At 59.9% G+C, this 17814-nt stretch carries 14 protein-coding genes; 8 read left to right on the top strand and 6 right to left on the bottom strand.

The features are described from left to right. Positions 1 to 145: 145 nt before the first annotated feature. The 3 genes from SFUM_RS16075 to ald form a co-directional block, all read right to left on the bottom strand. Positions 146 to 781: a hypothetical protein gene (locus SFUM_RS16075; protein WP_011699906.1), complete on the bottom strand. Its 636-nt coding sequence runs from the start codon at positions 779 to 781 to the stop codon at positions 146 to 148. 21 nt (positions 782 to 802) lie between these two features. Next, the gene (locus tag SFUM_RS16070; protein ID WP_011699905.1) at positions 803 to 1639 is read right to left on the bottom strand and encodes a hypothetical protein; all 837 of its coding nucleotides are present in this window, start codon (positions 1637 to 1639) and stop codon (positions 803 to 805) included. Positions 1640 to 1801: 162 nt separating this feature from the next. Then, positions 1802 to 2923, bottom strand: a complete 1122-nt coding sequence (ald, locus tag SFUM_RS16065; RefSeq protein WP_011699904.1) for an alanine dehydrogenase — start codon at positions 2921 to 2923, stop codon at positions 1802 to 1804. Positions 2924 to 3454: 531 nt separating this feature from the next. Between ald and SFUM_RS16060 the strand changes: the two genes are divergently transcribed. The 7 genes from SFUM_RS16060 (at position 3455) to SFUM_RS16030 (ending at position 10504) form a co-directional block, all read left to right on the top strand. Beyond that, positions 3455 to 4624 (top strand): ABC transporter substrate-binding protein, encoded by a 1170-nt coding sequence (locus SFUM_RS16060; protein WP_011699903.1) that lies wholly within the window; start codon positions 3455 to 3457, stop codon positions 4622 to 4624. A 129-nt stretch (positions 4625 to 4753) separates the two neighbouring features. Next, positions 4754 to 5647 carry a branched-chain amino acid ABC transporter permease gene (locus tag SFUM_RS16055; protein WP_353743170.1) on the top strand — a complete coding sequence of 298 codons (894 nt, stop codon included), beginning with the start codon at positions 4754 to 4756 and terminating at the stop codon, positions 5645 to 5647. Between the two features lie 16 nt (positions 5648 to 5663). Continuing rightward, positions 5664 to 6686, top strand: coding sequence for a branched-chain amino acid ABC transporter permease (locus tag SFUM_RS16050; RefSeq protein ID WP_011699901.1), 1023 nt, complete (start codon positions 5664 to 5666; stop codon positions 6684 to 6686). After that, entirely contained in the window at positions 6687 to 7463 is a 777-nt protein-coding gene (locus SFUM_RS16045) for an ABC transporter ATP-binding protein (protein ID WP_011699900.1), read from the top strand. After that, positions 7456 to 8175, top strand: a complete 720-nt coding sequence (locus SFUM_RS16040; protein WP_041440736.1) for an ABC transporter ATP-binding protein — start codon at positions 7456 to 7458, stop codon at positions 8173 to 8175. The genes SFUM_RS16045 and SFUM_RS16040 overlap by 8 nt, the downstream gene beginning before the upstream one ends. 75 nt (positions 8176 to 8250) lie before the next feature. After that, positions 8251 to 9828, top strand: a complete 1578-nt coding sequence (serA, locus tag SFUM_RS16035) for a phosphoglycerate dehydrogenase (RefSeq protein ID WP_011699898.1) — start codon at positions 8251 to 8253, stop codon at positions 9826 to 9828. A gap of 211 nt (positions 9829 to 10039) precedes the next feature. Next, the gene (locus tag SFUM_RS16030) at positions 10040 to 10504 is read left to right on the top strand and encodes a hypothetical protein (protein WP_011699897.1); all 465 of its coding nucleotides are present in this window, start codon (positions 10040 to 10042) and stop codon (positions 10502 to 10504) included. Between the two features lie 359 nt (positions 10505 to 10863). Here SFUM_RS16030 and SFUM_RS16025 read toward each other — a convergent pair whose 3' ends face one another. Continuing rightward, positions 10864 to 11937 (bottom strand): branched-chain amino acid aminotransferase, encoded by a 1074-nt coding sequence (locus SFUM_RS16025; protein ID WP_011699896.1) that lies wholly within the window; start codon positions 11935 to 11937, stop codon positions 10864 to 10866. Positions 11938 to 12096: 159 nt separating this feature from the next. After that, entirely contained in the window at positions 12097 to 14760 is a 2664-nt protein-coding gene (locus SFUM_RS16020) for a 1-acyl-sn-glycerol-3-phosphate acyltransferase (RefSeq protein WP_011699895.1), read from the bottom strand. 543 nt (positions 14761 to 15303) lie between these two features. Here SFUM_RS16020 and recN point away from each other — a divergent pair. After that, entirely contained in the window at positions 15304 to 16986 is a 1683-nt protein-coding gene (gene recN, locus SFUM_RS16015; RefSeq protein ID WP_041440733.1) for a DNA repair protein RecN, read from the top strand. Here recN and SFUM_RS16010 read toward each other — a convergent pair. Beyond that, positions 16983 to 17777, bottom strand: a complete 795-nt coding sequence (locus tag SFUM_RS16010; protein ID WP_011699893.1) for an ATP-grasp domain-containing protein — start codon at positions 17775 to 17777, stop codon at positions 16983 to 16985. The genes recN and SFUM_RS16010 overlap by 4 nt on opposite strands. Positions 17778 to 17814: the final 37 nt, after the last annotated feature.

Below are 17814 nucleotides of genomic sequence, written 5' to 3'. Positions count from 1 at the left end.
AAATCACACACCGAGCAATCGGACACGCTTTTCGGCTTGAAGCACGCCTGCGGTGTTCCGGCGGCACAACTCAGCGTAATTTAAAATGATAGATGAACCACGGACAAGAGTCAACCGGGCCTGCCTGCCGCGAGTCGCCGCGGCGCTACATCCTTTCGGCCTCTTCCTCAAAGAGCTCCAGCTCGACTTCACCCGTCTCAGGGTCTCGAGCCGATTCCAGGAATCGGTCCACGGACAGGCAGGCGGGGACACGGGGCCGGAGGGTGAGAACGAATCTTCCACCGAGATGCAAAGCGACTCTTCCCGACGACGAAGGTGCTTCGAAGCAAAGGCGCTGCCGCTCAGGCTCGTATGCGATGCGGATGAGAACGGGTCGACCTCCTTCCGGCCGGATCAGCCCTTCGGCCGAGAGCGGGTCCTCAGCCACTGGAAGCGGTGTCTGAGACTGAGCGGCCAGGTCCGCGGCGACTCCCGGGGACACTTCGGGCCCTCCGGATTTTCGTCTCCGGATTCTGGTCCAAAGTGAGCCCAGCACTTCGGGTAAAGCCGGAGGCGGCTCAATCCCATGAGCTGCCGCGATTTCCGGGTAGACCCGCAAAATGCTCTCGCAATCGCAGCGCACTTCAGACGGCAGCACAAGCCGGACCCGTTCATAATCGGACAGAAGGGGCGCGAGCACTTCGCTCACAAGTTCCGACGGGAGCGTGCCCAGCAGCATCTGCTCCCAGAGGCTGCGGAAAACGGCTTCCGGAAACTTGTCGAAGAGCGTTTCGCCATTCATGACCGCAATCCTCTCGCCCGTTCAACAGAAAAGGAACAATACCTGACGGTAAAGGCATTCCCGGTGACCCGCCAGGAGCATCCGGTTGGCGTGATCGAGACGGTTGTCGAGGTTGAACTGCCTCCTGAGCTTTTCCGCCAGCGGCCTGCGGTCTTCGCCCTGGAGCCACCCGTAAAGGGTATCGTCCCATTTCCCCCCTTCATAATTGTAGCTCGGAACCGCCGTCTCCTCGTTGATGATCTTCCCTTCGATCGCCCGGTCCAACAGGTTCGTCAAGGCACAGCGCAGATACCCCGTCCCGGACGCGCACGCCCGTTCCCGATCGACCCGGACGAGATCCATGAGCAGGTAGGCCAGCCAGACCATTGACTTGATCCGCTGGGTCCGGTCCTGATCCACGGAAGTCTTGTCGCCGGCCGGGGAGAAGAACCGCAGGAACACGGCCACGTCTTTCGTGTCGGCGCTCTTGAGAGGACCTGCGAACAGGCACCTGACGATCATCCTGACGGCTTCCTGCCGCCGGGGGATGAGGACCCTGTCTTCCTCCGCCCCCTGCGCCATCCCGAAGGCGTCCTCGAGGACAACCCGAATGGTCTCCGCTTCCTTGAACAGCACGAAGTGCTCGAACTCCAACTCGAGCTTCATGCGTTCGAGCACGTACTTCAGCACTTCCGACCGGGCCTCATCCGCCTTTTTCCGATCGTTTCCTCCTTTCCGCCGAAAGACCTCCCCCACCAGTACCGTCAGTGCTTCGCGGTGTTTCCGGGCGGTCCTGGCGAGCGGCTTGAACCGGGTCTGCGTCCAAACCTCAATGAGATCGTTCACGAATCGGCCGGCATCGGCGTCCCAATCCCGCATTCCGAAGACTCCCGCTCAGAGGGAAAGAAACGAAGAGGAACCCTGAAATCGCGTTTGAATCGTCACCGGATGCAAACAGTCCGATGCCGCGGACGAGGAAGCCGCCGGCAGGCACAGCGCCCGCAGCCCAAGACACTCCATGCCGCAACGGTCATCGAGCGCTTACCCGAGCACCTCGTCCACCGGTTTGTAGAACTTTTCCAGTCCGAAGGCCTCCGCCACGGGCTGAAAGGTGATGGCGCCCTTGTAGAGATTGAGTCCTCTCTTGAGGGCGAGGTTCCGGGCACATGCCTTTTCGAGCGTCTCACCGGCCAGTTTCAGACCGTATTTGATGGTGCGGTTGTTGAGCGCGAACGTGGAAGTGCGCGCGTAGGCCCCCGGCATGTTGGCCACGCAGTAGTGAACGATGTTTTCAAGAACGTAAATCGGTTCCGCGTGGGTGGTCGGCCTCGACGTCACGGAGCACCCTCCCTGATCGATGGCGACGTCCACGAAAACGCAACCGGGTTTGAGGAGCTTCAGAGTCTCCCGCGTGATCAGTTTGGGTGCCTTGGCCCCAGGAACAAGGACGGCGCCGATGACGATATCGGCATCCTCGATATGGAAATCGATGGTGTGGCTGTCTGAGAAAACGGTCGCCACGTTGGGGGGCATGATATCGCTCAGACGTCCGAGGGTATCCAGGTTGATATCGAGTATGGTGACCCTGGCCCCCAGCCCTGCCGCAACATGGGCGGCATTCCTGCCCACGGTCCCGCCGCCGAGGATCAGGACGTTCCCGGGCTTGACTCCCGGCACGCCGGTCGGCAGAAGCCCGCGCCCGCCATGAATTCTGCCCATGTAGAAGGCTCCCATGAGCGGGGCCATGCGGCCCGCAATCTCGCTCATCGGCTTTAAAAGAGGCAGGGAACCGTCCGCTTCCTGGACGGTCTCGTAAGCGAGAGCGATGATGCCTTTTTCCAGGCATGCCCGGGTCAGCCGTTCATCGGCGGCGAAATGGAAATACGTGTACACCAGTTGGTCCCGCTGAAGCAGATCGTACTCGACCGGCAAAGGCTCCTTGACCTTGACGATCATCTCGCAGGACTTCCAGACCTCTTCCGCCGTCGGCAGAACACGGGCGCCCGCGGAGACGTATTCGGCATCGGCGATCCCGGACCCGGCTCCAGCGTCCTTTTGCATGTAGACTTCATGACCTGCTTCGCAGTACGCTTTGACCGCAGCCGGAGTAAGCCCGACCCGGTATTCATGGTTTTTGATTTCCTTCGGGCATCCGATTTTCATGGAATCGAAGTCTCCTCGATGATTGTTCACGGGCTCTGCAACCGGAAGTCGGTGACCCTTCCCGGAAGCGGGAGTTCGACACGCATTCTTTATAGCGGATTCTCCCTGTTTTTTGCACGTTAATTCAAGAACTCACGACGTTAATTCCACTTTCCGCAGTCGTGCCCGCGATGTTATGACTCGCGGGCGGTCATCGGCGGCTGCCGCCCCGGAACCGAAGGCCGGGAGAACAAGCGTGCGTCGCCGGAATCGCACGGCGGCCTTCGGCGATTCATCCCCGCCGGGGGCCGGAAGCGTAACGGTCGTCCCTGCGCACTGGAGACGGCTCCCCCCAAAGCGGGTAAACGGCCCGGCGTCCGCCCGCCGCTTCCACGCGGCGGCGCGCGAACGATCGACCCCCATATGTGGCGCCGAATAAGCAATCACGATTGACAGCTCCCGGGTTTTGTGCTGTAAGGACATGTGATCCTGGACCTTAAGACCACTGGTAGCGTTCGCTGCGATTGTCTCATCACAGGGAGGAGAGCCGTCATGAAGAAAATGTTGTGGATCATGGCACTGAGCTTGATCGTGCCGCTTTGCGTCACACCCGCTTCGTGGAGCGCCGACACCATCAAGGTCGGTTTCAACATTCCCCTGACGGGCGACATTCCCAAGGTCGGGGAAAGCTCCAAGTTCGCCGCGGAAATCCTCAAAGGCGAGATCAACGCCGCCGGAGGGCTGAAAGTCGGGGACAAGACCTACCAGCTGGAATTCATTTACGAAGACAATGAATCCAAAGCCGAATCGGCCACCGCCACGGCCTTGAAGCTCATCACACAGGACGGCGTCCTGGCGATCATCGGCCCCCAGTCGAGCAAGCAGGCCATCCCGGCGGGTCAGGTATGCAACGACAACAAAACTCCCATGATCTCCCCCTGGTCGACCAACCCCAAAACCACTGAAAATCGCCCCTACGTATTCCGGGCGTGTTTCCTCGATCCGTTCCAGGGCCCGGTGGCCGCCAAGTTCGTAACCGAGGAATTCAAGGCCAAGAAGGCGGCCGTGCTTTACGACATCGCCAGCGACTATCCGAAGGGCCTTGCGGAGTTCTTCAAGGACGCCTTCGAAAAGATCCACGGACCGGGCTCGGTGGTGGCGTTCGAGACATTCACCACGAAGGACAAGGATTTCAGCGCCCAGCTCACCAAAATCGTCGCTTCCGGGGCCGACGTTTTGTTCACTCCGCAATACTACGATGAAGTCCCCCTGATCGTGAAACAGGCCCAGGAACTCGGGTGGAAGAAACCCATCATGGGCAGCGACAGCTGGGGATCGGCCGAGCTGATGAAGCTCTGCGGCGATGCCTGCAAGGGCTACTGCTTCAGCACTCATTACGCTGCCGCCGGAGCCAAGGGAGCCACCAAGGAATTCATCGACAAGTACAACACGAAGTACGGCTACGTGCCCGACGACGTTGCCGCTCTCACCTGGGATGCCATCAACCTGCTCTTCACCGCCGTGAAGAACACCGGCGGGCTGAGCGGCAATCTCGACAAGGACCGCGACGCCATCAAGGATAAGCTCACGCAGGTCAAGGACTTCGAGGGCATCACCGGAAAGATGACCTTCGCGCCGGGCGGCAATCCGACCAAGTGCGCGGTGGTCGTCAAGATCAGCGACAAGGGTGAATTCGAGTTCTTCAAGTCAGCCTGTCCCTGAACCGCCGTCATGTGTTGACCGATCCGATTTGACATGGAAGGCGGGAAGCGATTCCCGCCTTTCTATATGGTTTCTCAAGAGGAGCGGCCTTTGTTTTTGCAGTCGTTTTTTCAGAACGTTCTCAACGCCATGCAATGGGGAAGCTTTTACGCCCTCATCGCTCTGGGTTACACGCTGGTCTACGGCGTGCTGCTGCTGATCAACTTCGCTCACGGCGATATTTTCATGGTGGGCGCCTACATCGGTTTTTTCATCGCAACCCTGCTCCTCGGGCATTACACGGCGGCGCTTCCATTCGCACTTTCTCCGACGGCCATCTTTGTCCTGAGCCTTATTCTGACGATGATCCTCACAGCGGGCGTGGGGGTAGCCATCGAACGGGTTGCCTACCGTCCGTTGCGGCGCAAGGGGGTCTCGCGCCTCTACGTGGTCATCACCGCCCTGATGTGCGGGCTGATCCTGGAAAACGGCAACCTCGCCCTGCTGGGCGCCAGCCGCCGAAGCTTTCCGGAACTGCTCCCCAAGGCCGTGTACACCGTCGGCGGAGTCGTCATCAGCAACATCAAGATCCTGGTCATCGTCACCACCATACTCGTCTTCCTGCTGCTCGAAACCATCGTCCGCAAGACCAAGATCGGCATGGCGATGCGCGCGATTTCCTACGACCGGATGGCTGTCCCCCTGATGGGAATTCCGGTCGACACGGTGATCGTGTTCACATTCATTCTGGGTTCGTCGATGGCCGCCCTGGCCGGAGTCCTGTTCGCGACCGCCTACCCGGTCCTGGAGCCGTACATGGGCGCGCTGGTAGGCTGGAAAGCGTTCATCGCGGCTGTCCTTGGCGGAATCGGAGAGATTCGCGGGGCATTCCTGGGAGGATTCCTCCTCGGATTCATCGAAATTTTTGTCGCGGCCTATTTCCCCTCGACCCTGAGGGATCTCATCGCCTTCAGCATTCTATTGATGTTTCTCACTGTAAAGCCGACGGGGATCTTCGGCGTCGCCCGCGCGACCAAAATCTAGGACCAGGACAAAAAGCATGCGATCATTGTCGATACTGGCATACGTCCTTCTGGGCATTCTCCTCGTCGCCGGCGCCATGGGCAACTGGGTGAATTCCTATATTCAACTCGTCATCATGTACATCGGCATCAACATCATACTTTCCTCCTCGCTGAACCTCGTCAACGGTTACATGGGCGAGTTTTCGGTGGGGCATGCCGGGTTCATGGCGGTCGGTGCCTACATCACTTCGGTGCTCAACGTATGGTTCTTCACCGACAGCACAATTTTCGGACCTTCTCTTTTCCCGCCGGTGAGCGCGGTCGTGCTGTTCCCCGTCACTTTGCTCATCGGGGGCATCGGTGCCGCCCTGGCGGGGCTGTTGGTGGCCATCCCCTCGTTCCGGACCCGGGGAGACTACCTCGCCATCATCACGTTGGCGGTCAACTACATTGTCAAGAGCTCCATCGAGAACCTGCAGGTGATCGGCGGCGCCCGGGGTTTCATGGGAATGGGGGGCGTCGTAAATGCGATGAAGAGCGCCGTCCCGGTACCCTGGGTTCTGATCTGGGTACTGATCGCCACCGGCTTGACGATCTGGGTCCTCTACCGCTTTGTCAATTCCACCTACGGAAAAGGGATCGTGGCGATCCGGGACGATGAAATCGCCGCGGAAATAATGAGCGTGGATACCCGGCGGATGAAAATGGTCGCCTTCATGCTGTCCTCCGGATTGGCGGGCATTGCCGGGGGTCTGTTCGCTCACGTGCTCGGCTATATCAATCCCGGAACCTTCACGATCATGAAATCCACGGAAGTCCTGGTGATGGTGTACCTCGGAGGCATGGGTTCGCTCAGCGGGTCCGTCCTGAGCGCCGTCATCCTCACCGTCGGCCTCGAGCTCTTCCGCTCCTTCCAGGTCTGGAAGTGGGTGGTGGTCCCGCTTTTGCTCATTCTGCTGATGCTCTTCCGTCCCGAGGGGCTTTTTGGTCATCGCGAACTGACCGACGTCTTCCCGTGGCTCGGCCGCCGGTTTGCCAAGAAGGAAAGGCAGGTGTAGATGTCGCTGCTTGAAATAAGGGATTTGACTCACTTCTTCGGCGGGCTTCGGGCAGTCTACAACCTCAACCTGACGCTCGAAGGCGGGGAGCTCCTGGGTCTCATCGGACCCAACGGCGCCGGGAAAACCACCGTGTTCAATCTGGTGTGCGGCTTCTACAGACCCACGGAGGGCGAGATTCAACTGCTCGGGAAAAACATCGCCGGCCTGCGTCCGCACAAGGTCACGGCCCTGGGTATCGCGCGCACCTTCCAGAACATACGGTTGTGGAACACCCTGACCGTCTTCGACAACCTGTGCATCTCACAACACTACCTGCTGGGTTACGGGCTCGTCAAATCGGTTCTGCGCACGCCATCCTTCCGTGCCAGTGAAGCGAAGGTCCGTAGAACGGCGAGCGAGCTGCTCGAATTGCTCGGGCTGAATCACTACGCCAAGGAATACCCCAAGAATCTGCCCTACGGTCTGCAGAGGCGGCTTGAAATCGGGCGCGCCTTGTCGATCCACCCGAAGCTGCTGCTCCTCGACGAACCCGCCGCGGGAATGAACCCCGGCGAAGTCGAGCAACTCATCGATCTGATCCGCTGGATCCGCACGGAATTCAAGCTGACCATCTGGCTGATCGAACACCACATGCGCGTGGTGATGAGCGTGTGCGACCATATCAAGGTTCTCGATTTCGGAGAGACGATCGCCGACGGCACTCCGGACCAGGTGAAACAGAACCGGCGGGTGATCCAGGCCTACCTTGGAGAAGAAGAACCGTCCTATGCTTGAAGTCAGGAATCTGCATGTACGTTACGGCAGCATAACCGCCTTGCGGGGAATCAGCTTCCACGTGAACGACGGAGAAGTGGTTGCCTTGCTGGGAGCAAACGGAGCGGGGAAGTCGACGACCCTGATGAGCATCATGCGGTTGCCGCCGCCGGAAGGACCGACGGTGAGCGAGGGCGGCATCACTTACAACGGAATCGATCTGCTCCCCGTCCCGGCCCATGTCCTGGTGGCGAAATTCGGTATCGGGCTCGTCCCCGAAGGGCGGCACATTTTCGGAAATCTGAGCGTGCTGGAGAACCTGAAACTGGCCAGCTACGCCCGGACCGACAAAGAGAACCTCGACGCCGACTACGAGCGGGTGTTCTCGCTCTTCCCGCGCCTCAAGGACAGGAGGAACCAGCGGGGGGACACCCTGAGCGGCGGGGAGCAACAGATGCTCGCCATGGGGCGCGCGTTCATGAGCGGGGTCCGTTTCATTCTTCTGGACGAACCCTCGATGGGCCTGGCCCCGCTGCTCATGCAGGAGCTTTTCCGGGTGCTCAAGCAGCTCAACGAAGCCGGAATGACGATCCTGGTGGTGGAGCAGAACGCCCGCATCGCCTTGAAATACGCACACCGGGCCTATGTCCTGGAGGCGGGGAACATCGTGATGGAAGGCTCCGCCGAGGCGTTGCGCAACGATCCGAAGATCCAGAGGGCTTATCTCGGATAGACCGTCTTCCCGCCCGGGAAGAGCGTTCGGAACGCTTCCACGCTGTCCGCTGGAACGCAAGGAAGGGTACATGCCATGAAAGTCCTGATTTGCGATGGAATGCATGAAGTCGGCCTGTCCATACTCAGGGCCGCCGAAGGGATCGATGTGGATGTTCCGGACCAGCCGGGCGCCGAGGAAATCAAGGCGATGCTGCCCGACTACGATGCGGTGATCGTGCGAAGCCGCACCCGCATCACCGCCGAGCTCATCGAGAACGCCCCCCGGCTGAAAGTGATCGGTCGAGCCGGCACGGGCGTCGACAACATCGACGTCAAAGCGGCGAGCGCGCGCGGCGCCCTGGTCATGAACACCCCCGGCGCGAACGCGACCGCGGCGGCCGAACACACCATCGCGATGATGCTCGCCCTGGCCCGGCACATTCCCCAGGCGACGCAATCCATGCGCGAAGGACGCTGGGACAAGAAACGCTTCATGGGTACCGAATTGTTCCACCAGACTTTGGGGATCATCGGTCTCGGGAAGATCGGAAGCATCGTGGCGGACCGGGCGCTGTCAATGAAGATGGACGTTCTCGGCCACGATCCGTACATCATTCCGGAAGCGGCGGCCATCCTCGGCGTCGAGTGGGTGCCCCTGGACGAGTTGCTGGCCCGCTCCGATTTCCTTACACTGCATACCCCTTCCACCAGCGAGACTGTTCGCATCCTGAATCGCGAGACCCTGGCCCGGACCAAGCCCGGCGTGCGCATCCTCAACTGCGCCCGAGGCGGTCTGATCGACGAGCAGGCGCTCTACGAATTCCTGCTGAACGGCCACGTGGGTGGGGCGGCTCTGGATGTCTTCGAACAGGAGCCGCCGGTCGACAGCCCCTTGCTGAAGCTGGAAAACGTCATCTTCACTCCGCACCTGGGCGCGTCCAGCTACCAGGCTCAGGCCAACGTGGCGCGGGCCATAGCCACCCAGATCGTTGACTACCTCCTCTACGGGATCATCCGCAACGCGGTGAATTTTCCGTCCATCCGCCCCCAGGACTACGAGAAAATCAAGCCCTACCTCGTTCTGGCGGAACGGCTCGGGAGCCTGCAGGGGCAGGTTTCCACCCCCATTCAGCGGCTCGAGATCACTTACAGCGGCTCCGACCTTCAGGAACTGCCTCTTCAGCCCCTCACCCACACCGTGATCAAGGGCTTGCTCGATCCCATTCTGGCCGAAAAGGTCAATCTCGTGAACGCGCCGCTGCTGCTCAAGGAGCGACAGATCGAGCTGATCACGACGACCCGTTCCGAATCCAAGGGATACACCGGCGAAATCGCGGTCAAAGCCATCAGCCCGCGCGAGGAATTCTCCGCCGCCGGCGCGGTGCTTCAGGGACACGAGATTCGCCTGATCCGGATCAACGATTATCGTCTCGAAGCCGAGCTCGAGGGCATCAACCTCCTGATCCAGAACTACGACAAACCGGGGACCATCGGCTTGATTGGAACCACCCTCGGGAGCCACCAGGTGAACATCGCCAACATGCATTTGAGCCGAACCCCGCGGGACAAGGCGATCGCCATCATCCGGCTGGACAACGAAGCCCCGCCGGAAGCCATCGAGACGTTGCGGAGGCATCCAAGCATCATCAGTGTCCAGCAGGTCAAACTGTGAGCCTCCTGGAAGTGGTCCCCGGGGTGATTGCCCGGGGAAGGCGCCCCGGGGTGGGTCCATGTCCGGGCGTGACCCTGCGCTCGATACACCGGGGCCCCTCCCGGGACCGCCCGATCGACGCATTGGAGTACGGTAAAGTCCGCGGCCACAGGAGTGCACTGCGGGTACGGGAAATCCGGCAGCTCATTCTCGCGATTCAAAGGAGCCGTTGATGAAAGTGGCAGAACCGTCACGTGTGGAAAGGAGCTACGTTCAGAAGATCGACGCCGGGCCGGAAAAGGTGTTCCCTCTTCTCTGTCCCGTTCGGGAAGCTGAATGGGTCAAGGGCTGGGACCCCTACCTCGTGCTCTCCCGGTCGGGCTATGCGGAGAAGGACTGCGTCTTCCTGACCGGCGACCCTCAGGAACCCGTCGTGTGGGTCATGACCGAGCTGGACCCGGTGAATTTCCGCCTGGAAATCGTCAAGGTTACACCGGGGGAGACGGTGGGAAAGATCACCATCGCCCTGGAAAGAACGGGGGAAGACGCCACGAACGCCCGCGTGACTTACATGTACACGGCGTTGAGCGGCGCCGGGGAAGAATTCGTACGGGAATACACGGAGGAGTTCTACCTCGAGTTCATGCAATACTGGGAAAAGTCCCTGAACCGGTTTCTCAAGACCGGCGGCACGTGATGCCGCGTGGAGGCGGACAGAGTGGATTCCCGCACCGTCCGCGACGGGGCGGGCGACGACGGAGAGCCGGCGTTTGACCGGATCGATCGGTCGTGTCCTGGAACCGGCTCACGGAGCCCGGCACGCGCAACCGCCCCGCCTTTAAACGTCAAACCCTGTTCGGCCGGAGGGGGAAATGCCGAACAGGGTCCAGGGGTTAGGAGAAGGCGACATATCGTCAACCTCAAAAGAAACTTAAGCATACCGAGCCGATATTTCAACCCTCGTGCAGTCCATCCCAACATCAGGCAAGAGACTGAAAAATCAAACCTTTTGGAGGCGAAGGGCCGGGGCGGGCTGTTTGCCCCGCGTCGGGCTTTCTACACCTTCACCGGGTAGATCCATCCGAACGGATCTTCCTTCTCACCGTACTGAATGCCGACGATTTCGTCGTAGAGCCTGTGCGACCATTCGCCGACCCCGCCATTCCCGACGGTGTGGTTTTTGTCCTTGAAGGAGATTTCTCCCACGGGAGAAATGACCGCTGCCGTGCCCGTGCCGAAGATTTCCTTCATGTTCCCCGATTTGACGGCGTCAATGACCTCGTCGATGGAGATCGGCCGCTCCGTCACCGTGATCCCCCAGTGACGGGCCAGCTCGATGACCGAGTCTCTGGTCACGCCGGGCAGGATTGAACCGGTCAACGGCGGCGTCACGAGCTCATCCTTGATCCTGAAGAAGATGTTCATGGTTCCCACTTCTTCTATGAACCGTCGCTCGATCCCATCCAGCCACAAAACCTGGGTGAATCCCTTTTTCTTGGCCATTTCCGCCGCATACAGGCTGGAGGCGTAGTTGGCCATGGTTTTCGCCTCGCCCACACCCCCGCGCACAGCCCGCACATATTCATCGGATACGTATATCTTCACGGGATTGAAACCCTCGGCATAGTAGGCCGCCACCGGGCCCGTAATGATATAGTAAAGGTACTCGCCGGCCGGGCGCACTCCCAGGTGCGGCTCGCTGGCGATCATGGTCGGCCGGATGTAAAGGGAAGAACCGAGGCTGTGCGGCACCCAGTCCCTGTCGATCTTCAGCAGCGCCTCGACGGCTCGGAACTGGAAATCGACGTCCACCGGGGGCATGCACATCCTCAACGCCGACCGCTTGAACCGTTCGAAGTTCTTCTCCGGACGGAACAGGTGAATCTTGCCGTTGGGCCACCGATAGCCTTTCAGTCCCTCGAAGATGCCCTGTCCGTAATGGAGCACCATGGCCGCGGGATCCAGCCCGAGGATCTGGTAGGGCACCACTCGTGCGTCCTGCCACGCGCCGGCGCGGAAATCCATCATGAACATGTGGTCGCTGAAAACCCTCCCGAAGATGAGCTTGCTCTCGTCCTTCGGTTTTGGGCGCCGCTTGTCCGGAGCAACCGGTTGAACTCTTATTTCCATTGACTGCCTCCTGCAAAACGAGAAAAAGTGGCGATCTTCAACGCGCGATGCAATGCGATGCACTCGATGCTCCACATGACCCGCTGCATGTCTGCGTGCCGGGAATCCTGCACGGACCTCGACGGCGTATCACGGAATGTGGGGAGCAGGCTCCTTGTGCTATTGGAGCGCGAAATGAGGCGACCGGAGGAAACGGCTGATCTGCTTGCTGTAGTGTTGTATCAGTGCCCGGTTGCCCGCATCCGTATAGCATTCCTGCTCTTTTTCCTTGCCCTTGTCGCAGTCGACCTTTTCGATGATGTTCTTTTCGACATAAAATTTCAGCGCGTTCCCGAAAATCATCTTGGAAATGCACTCGGGGCGCTCCACCAGTTCCAGCTTCAGAGCCTTCTGTCCCAGGGAGAGAACCTTCTTGATGAAATCTCTTTCCGTATACGGTTTCTTCTGCAGGTAGCGTGTCGCCCTCAGCACCAGCCAGTAGCCCTCGAAGTAGTTGCGCAACAGGCCGTGGAAGGAATGAGCGGCCTGCTGGCCTCTATGAGACAGCGTGTAAGGCTGATCTTCCTCGCCCAGGAGGTGCAGCCAACCCAGGGTGTTGAAGCTGTCGAGGACCCCCTCCACCAGCTTCTCGTCGCTCACTTCATTGTCGTATACGAATTCGAACTTGAAGAAGTTTTTCATGAACGCGACATCTTCCACGACCTGGGAAATGCTGAAACGAAACGTCTGCTGCGACAGGATCGAGGTGGCGACATAAGCCGGGGGCAGCAGAAAATGGATCAGATTGTTCTTGTAATACTCGAGCAGAAGGCGCTTGCTGTCGTCCATGGTGAAGACTTCTTCCTCGAGGTCGTCGTCTTCATCCTTGAGCTTCCCGATGATCTTACCCCGTTCGAGGTCCCAGAGCGTATCCTGGAGGCTCGCCTGGTAGTTGCGCAACGTCTTCGAAAGCTTCACCCCGCAGTTGTTCAGGTAACCGTGGAACATATCACAGACCTCGTGGAATTCCGCCTTCGAAACTCCGTGCCGCTCCGACGTCAACAGGGCCGAAGCGGCCAGGGCATGAGGGGTCACCAGGGTGGCCTGATTGATGCTGTTGATGATCCGGTAGCCGAAATCCCGGTACATGGCGTGCCGTTCCTTGGGCAACAGCTTCGTGGAGTCTCCCCGGTAACGTTCGAGGTAGCGCTGCAGGGAAACGGGCTCGGCGAAAGTGACGTAGATGCGCCCATACCGTTTCTTGAGAAATCCCCTGGCACGAACCAGTTGACGAATATTCTCCTCGACCTTGCTCCCGCCCGCAACTTCCTTGGTGTAGGATTCCTCCTCCGGAATCCGATCGTAGCTGATGGATGTGGGCACGAAAACCAGATCGTCCAGGAATTCGTCCTCGACCGCCTGGATCAGGATGGCGAGCAACCCGAGCTTGGGCAGGACCATTTTCCCCGTGCGGCTGCGCCCTCCTTCGATGAAGAACTCTATGTTGTGCCCCAGTTGCACCATGGTCTTCACATAGAGCGAAAACACCTCGGAATAGAACTTCAGGCCCTTGAAACTGCGGCGGATGAAGAAGGCACCCCCTCTTCGGAAGACCGGTCCCAGCGGCCAGAAGGACAGGTTCTTCCCCGCGGCGATGAACGGACAGGTCAGGTTGTTCTGAAACAGAATGCACGAGAGCACCAGGTAGTCGATATGACTCTTGTGACACGGTATGTAGACGAGAGTGTCGTGCCGCGCGGCCCGCTTCACCTTCTGCAGGCTGTCGACATCCACTTCGATCCCGTCGAACAGGTTGTTCCAGACCCAGTTGAGGGTCTTCTCCCCGACCTGAATGAGGGTGGTGCTGTAATTGGCCGCGATTTCCTCGAGGTAGTCGTCGGCCTCCTTGCGGACCCTCCAGATCTCCTGGTTCTGCGAACGGGCTCGCCGCTGCATGAAAGCATCCAGGCGCGGGTGGTGCAGGATGATCTCCTTCAACTCGAGCTTGCTCTTCAGCGTGGGGCCCACCACCGCCCGTTTGATCTCATCCACCGAATCGATCAAGCCACGACGGATCTCGAAAACTTGCTTGCGCCTGTGGTACGGCCCCTCCGCCAGCTCGGGCAGCACTTCCTGCAGGTTCAGAGCTTCCCCGGCTTCCATCACGCAATTCGGAGAACCGCGAAAGAACGCCACGAGTTTGCGCAAATGCCCCGGCTGCTCTCTCTGACCGAGGAACACCTCGAGCATCCCCTTGCGTTCCCTGCCCGGATGCCGGGTATAGAGCAGCATGATCGGCACGACGAATATGGGGCGATCGGTCTCCCGCTGAACCTCGAGCAGCAGCTCCAGGGGGTCGTTTCCAACGAGCACGGCCCGGCGGTAGTACCCCCTCTTGCCCAGCAAAAAGAGCAAACCCGATTCGCCTTTTTTTATTTTCTCACGGTAGTGCCCGCTGTCGTAAGGATTCGGAAGCTCCCCCCTGCGTATCAGGTGGTAGAAATGGAAGGCCAGCAGCTTCAGGGCATACCAGCGCGGCTGGTAGAAGTATGGATGCAGATCGAACAGAAAGGATGCCGGAGGCAAACCAAGCTGGTGCAACCTCAGATTCAGGTACACGAAATCCAGTTGCGAACGGTACTTGACCGCATAGACAACGGTGCCGCGCCGCGCCAGATCTTCGAGCATGTGCTGTTGGTCTTCCGGCATGGAAATGCGGGAAGCGAGACGCTCGCTCCAGGCCTGAAGCGGAACCCTGGCTTTCGTGTCGACCGAATAACCAAAAGGGTCGCCCGAAACGGTGAACTCCGTCCCCGCACGCCGACCCCGCCAGAACTTCTTCATGGTTCGCGACCTTCCTCCACCTGAGTGCATCCCGGGCTGAGCGATTCCACGGCTCGGAACCCCGATTCGGACCGGCGCACGGCCGACCCCTGCCAGGGGCTGACCAACCCGTTGGACAGGGGCGGGGTTCATCCCCCGCGGTGGCTTGGGCTTCTCCCATCCCGTGCACGGAATCGCTCGATTCGGATGCGTGCCGCAGTCGAAAACAAAGAGAGTCAAGTTAACAAAAATAGTGGCGGAATCCAACATCTTTTGTTGCGCTGCAACGTGTCGCGGCGATCCATGGCTCCCGCCGACAGCCGCACATCGACAGGAACCTTCTCTACGCCTAAAGAAGGTCCGTGTCCATGAGAGACATCCGATTTCACGAAAATTTTATCTTACGATGCCGGGAAATCATGATATCAAATCTGCTGGGCTTGCGCGCAGGTCATATTCCGGACCGAGGGAAGGCACGGGCCTTGCCTGCTCCGCCATGAACCGGGGTGCCCTTTCCCTTCATTGCGCGCACCCCGCGCACGGCACTCACAAAAGGATATCCAGGTGCTCAGAGATCTGGTCGTAAGCAATTTCGCGATCATCAAGGACCTCGAAGTCTCTTTCGAAGACGGATTGAACGTGCTCACCGGTGAGACCGGCGCGGGAAAATCGATCCTCATCGGTGCCGTCAATTTGCTTCTGGGCAGCCGCGCATCCCAGGAAATGATCCGCAGCGGAACCGGCGAAGCCTTGGTGGAGGCGGTCTTCTCGGTATCGAACCGACCAAGATTCATCGATCGGATGCGAGAGCTGGGCCTGGATGAGAGCGGCGAAATCCTCATCCGGCGGAGCATCAACCGCAACGGTCGAAACCGCATCTTCGTCAACGACTGCACCGTCAGTCTCCAGCAGCTGCAGATCCTCGCCGAAGGTTTGATCTCCATCTCCGGCCAGCACGAACACCAACTGCTGCTGAACCCTGAAATCCACCTCGGGCTCCTGGACAGTTTCGGCGCCCTGGACTCCCGCTGCCGGGAAGTGGCGTGCGCCTACTCGGAATGGTCAAGGACCGACGAAGCACTGAAGCAGCTCAGGCGGCACAAGCAGGACCGTGCCGCTCAACTCGATTTCATGACCTTTCAATTCGAAGAACTGAAAGCGGCGAGTCTGCGCCCCGGTGAGGACGCGGAGCTCGAGCAGGAGCGGAACATACTGCGGCATGCGGCCACACTTTTGGAAGCCGCTCAATCCGCCTACCAGATCATGTACGAAGGAAAGGGCGCCATCCTCGAACGATTGGCCGAAGTCGAGAAGAACGTCGGCGTGCTCGTACGCATCGACCCTGCACAATCGGGGCTTCTCGAGGAACTGGAGCAGGGAAGAATCCAGCTTGCCGAGACGGCCCGCGCCCTGCACCGGTACATGGGCGGGATTTCCTTCGATCCTCAACGGCTCACCGCCGTCGAGGATCGACTGGCCCTTCTGCAACGGCTCGGGAAGAAATACGGCGGCACCGTGGCGGCCATGATCGAGCGATTTGAAGAGCTTGGGCGAGCGCTTGCCCATGGCGAGGATGCCGATTTGCGGGAAGAGGAGATGAGCAGGGACCTCGAACGGCTCCGCCAGGCATACCTTGACCTGGCGGAAACGCTTTCCGCCGAACGACGCGCCGTCGCGGACCGGCTTTCGCGCGAGGTCGAAAGGACCCTGGCCGAGCTCGACATGCCGAAGGCCCGTTTCGGCGTGGAGTTCGAACGCCCCCAGAAGGGCGAGGCAGGACCGGCTTTCGCCGAAAACGGCATCGACCGGGTGGAGTTTCTTCTCTCGGCAAACCCCGGCGAAGAAATGAAACCGCTCGCCAAGGTCGCTTCGGGGGGCGAGCTGTCGCGTATCCTGCTGGCGCTCAAAAGCCTTTTGAGCCGTAACGACGAAGGCGAGACCCTTGTTTTCGACGAAGTGGACGCGGGGATCGGAGGGCGCACCGCCGAACTTGTCGGCCTTCAGTTGAAGAAACTCGCCGGGAGCCACCAGGTGATCTGTATCACGCACCTTCCCCAGATCGCCTGCTACGGCGAGCATCACTACCGGGTGGCCAAGCGCGTGACCGGCGGGGAAACCGCCACCGAAATCGTGCGGCTGGATCGCGATGACCGGATCGAAGAGCTGGCGCGGATGCTCGGCGGCATCCGCATTTCCGAGAAGACCCGTGCGCATGCCCTGGAGATCCTGCAGAAGGCCCGGGGCTAGCAACCTGGGGCCAGGATACCCTGCCGATCCAGATCGGCCAATATCTCGTAGATGTCCAATCCCTTCTCGCGAAACCCCTGCAGGCCGTAGACCATGTTCGCCTCGAGCACGTAGTAACGACCGCCCGCACAACAGATGTCCAGCCCGGCCTCCCCGAAACCGCACCGCCGCACCACCTCCCGCGCAAATTCCAGCGCCTCCGCCGGTATGTCCTTATGGGAAATGGTGCCGCCCAGGGACACATTGTTGCGAAAATCGCCCTCCCGCCGCATCCGCCAATAGGAGTGCACCACCGTCCCGGCGATGAGGACCGCCCTGATGTCGCGATCGATGGGGAGATACTCCTGGATGTAGGCGGGCAGATGTCGCTCGAGGTATCTTTGCAGCTCTTCCCCGTTCCGGACCAGGAATACCCCGGTGCCCATCGAGGACCCGACCGGAGTCTTGGCGATGAACGGGTAGCCGAATTCGCTCTCGATGCGCTCCGCTCTTCGGCGACCGTAATAGATACCGGTGCGGGGATGGGAAATACCGAGCAGCCGGAAGAGGTTCGTCTGGTTGATCTTGTTTCCCAGAAAGCGATAGTAGTTTCCCGGGAAAACCTCCTTGCCCACCGCACGGAAAACCGTCTCGTACAACGGACTGGGATAGAACACCGCGGGGGCCCCCTCGATGGCCCGACGCAGCTCCACCGGATAGTCCTCCCAGTTGGGCTCGACCCCGACACACCGGAACGACGGGCATCGGCGCAGCCGCTTTCCCAGCGATATGCCCTTTGCGGAAACCTTCATGATCTCGATGCCATTCCGCCGCCGCACACCCTCAGGA

Source organism: Syntrophobacter fumaroxidans MPOB, from assembly GCF_000014965.1.
Taxonomy (GTDB): Bacteria; Desulfobacterota; Syntrophobacteria; order Syntrophobacterales; family Syntrophobacteraceae; genus Syntrophobacter; species Syntrophobacter fumaroxidans.
The sequence above is the reverse complement of the archived record's forward strand: the minus strand, read 5'-3'. Positions and strand labels throughout refer to the sequence as shown.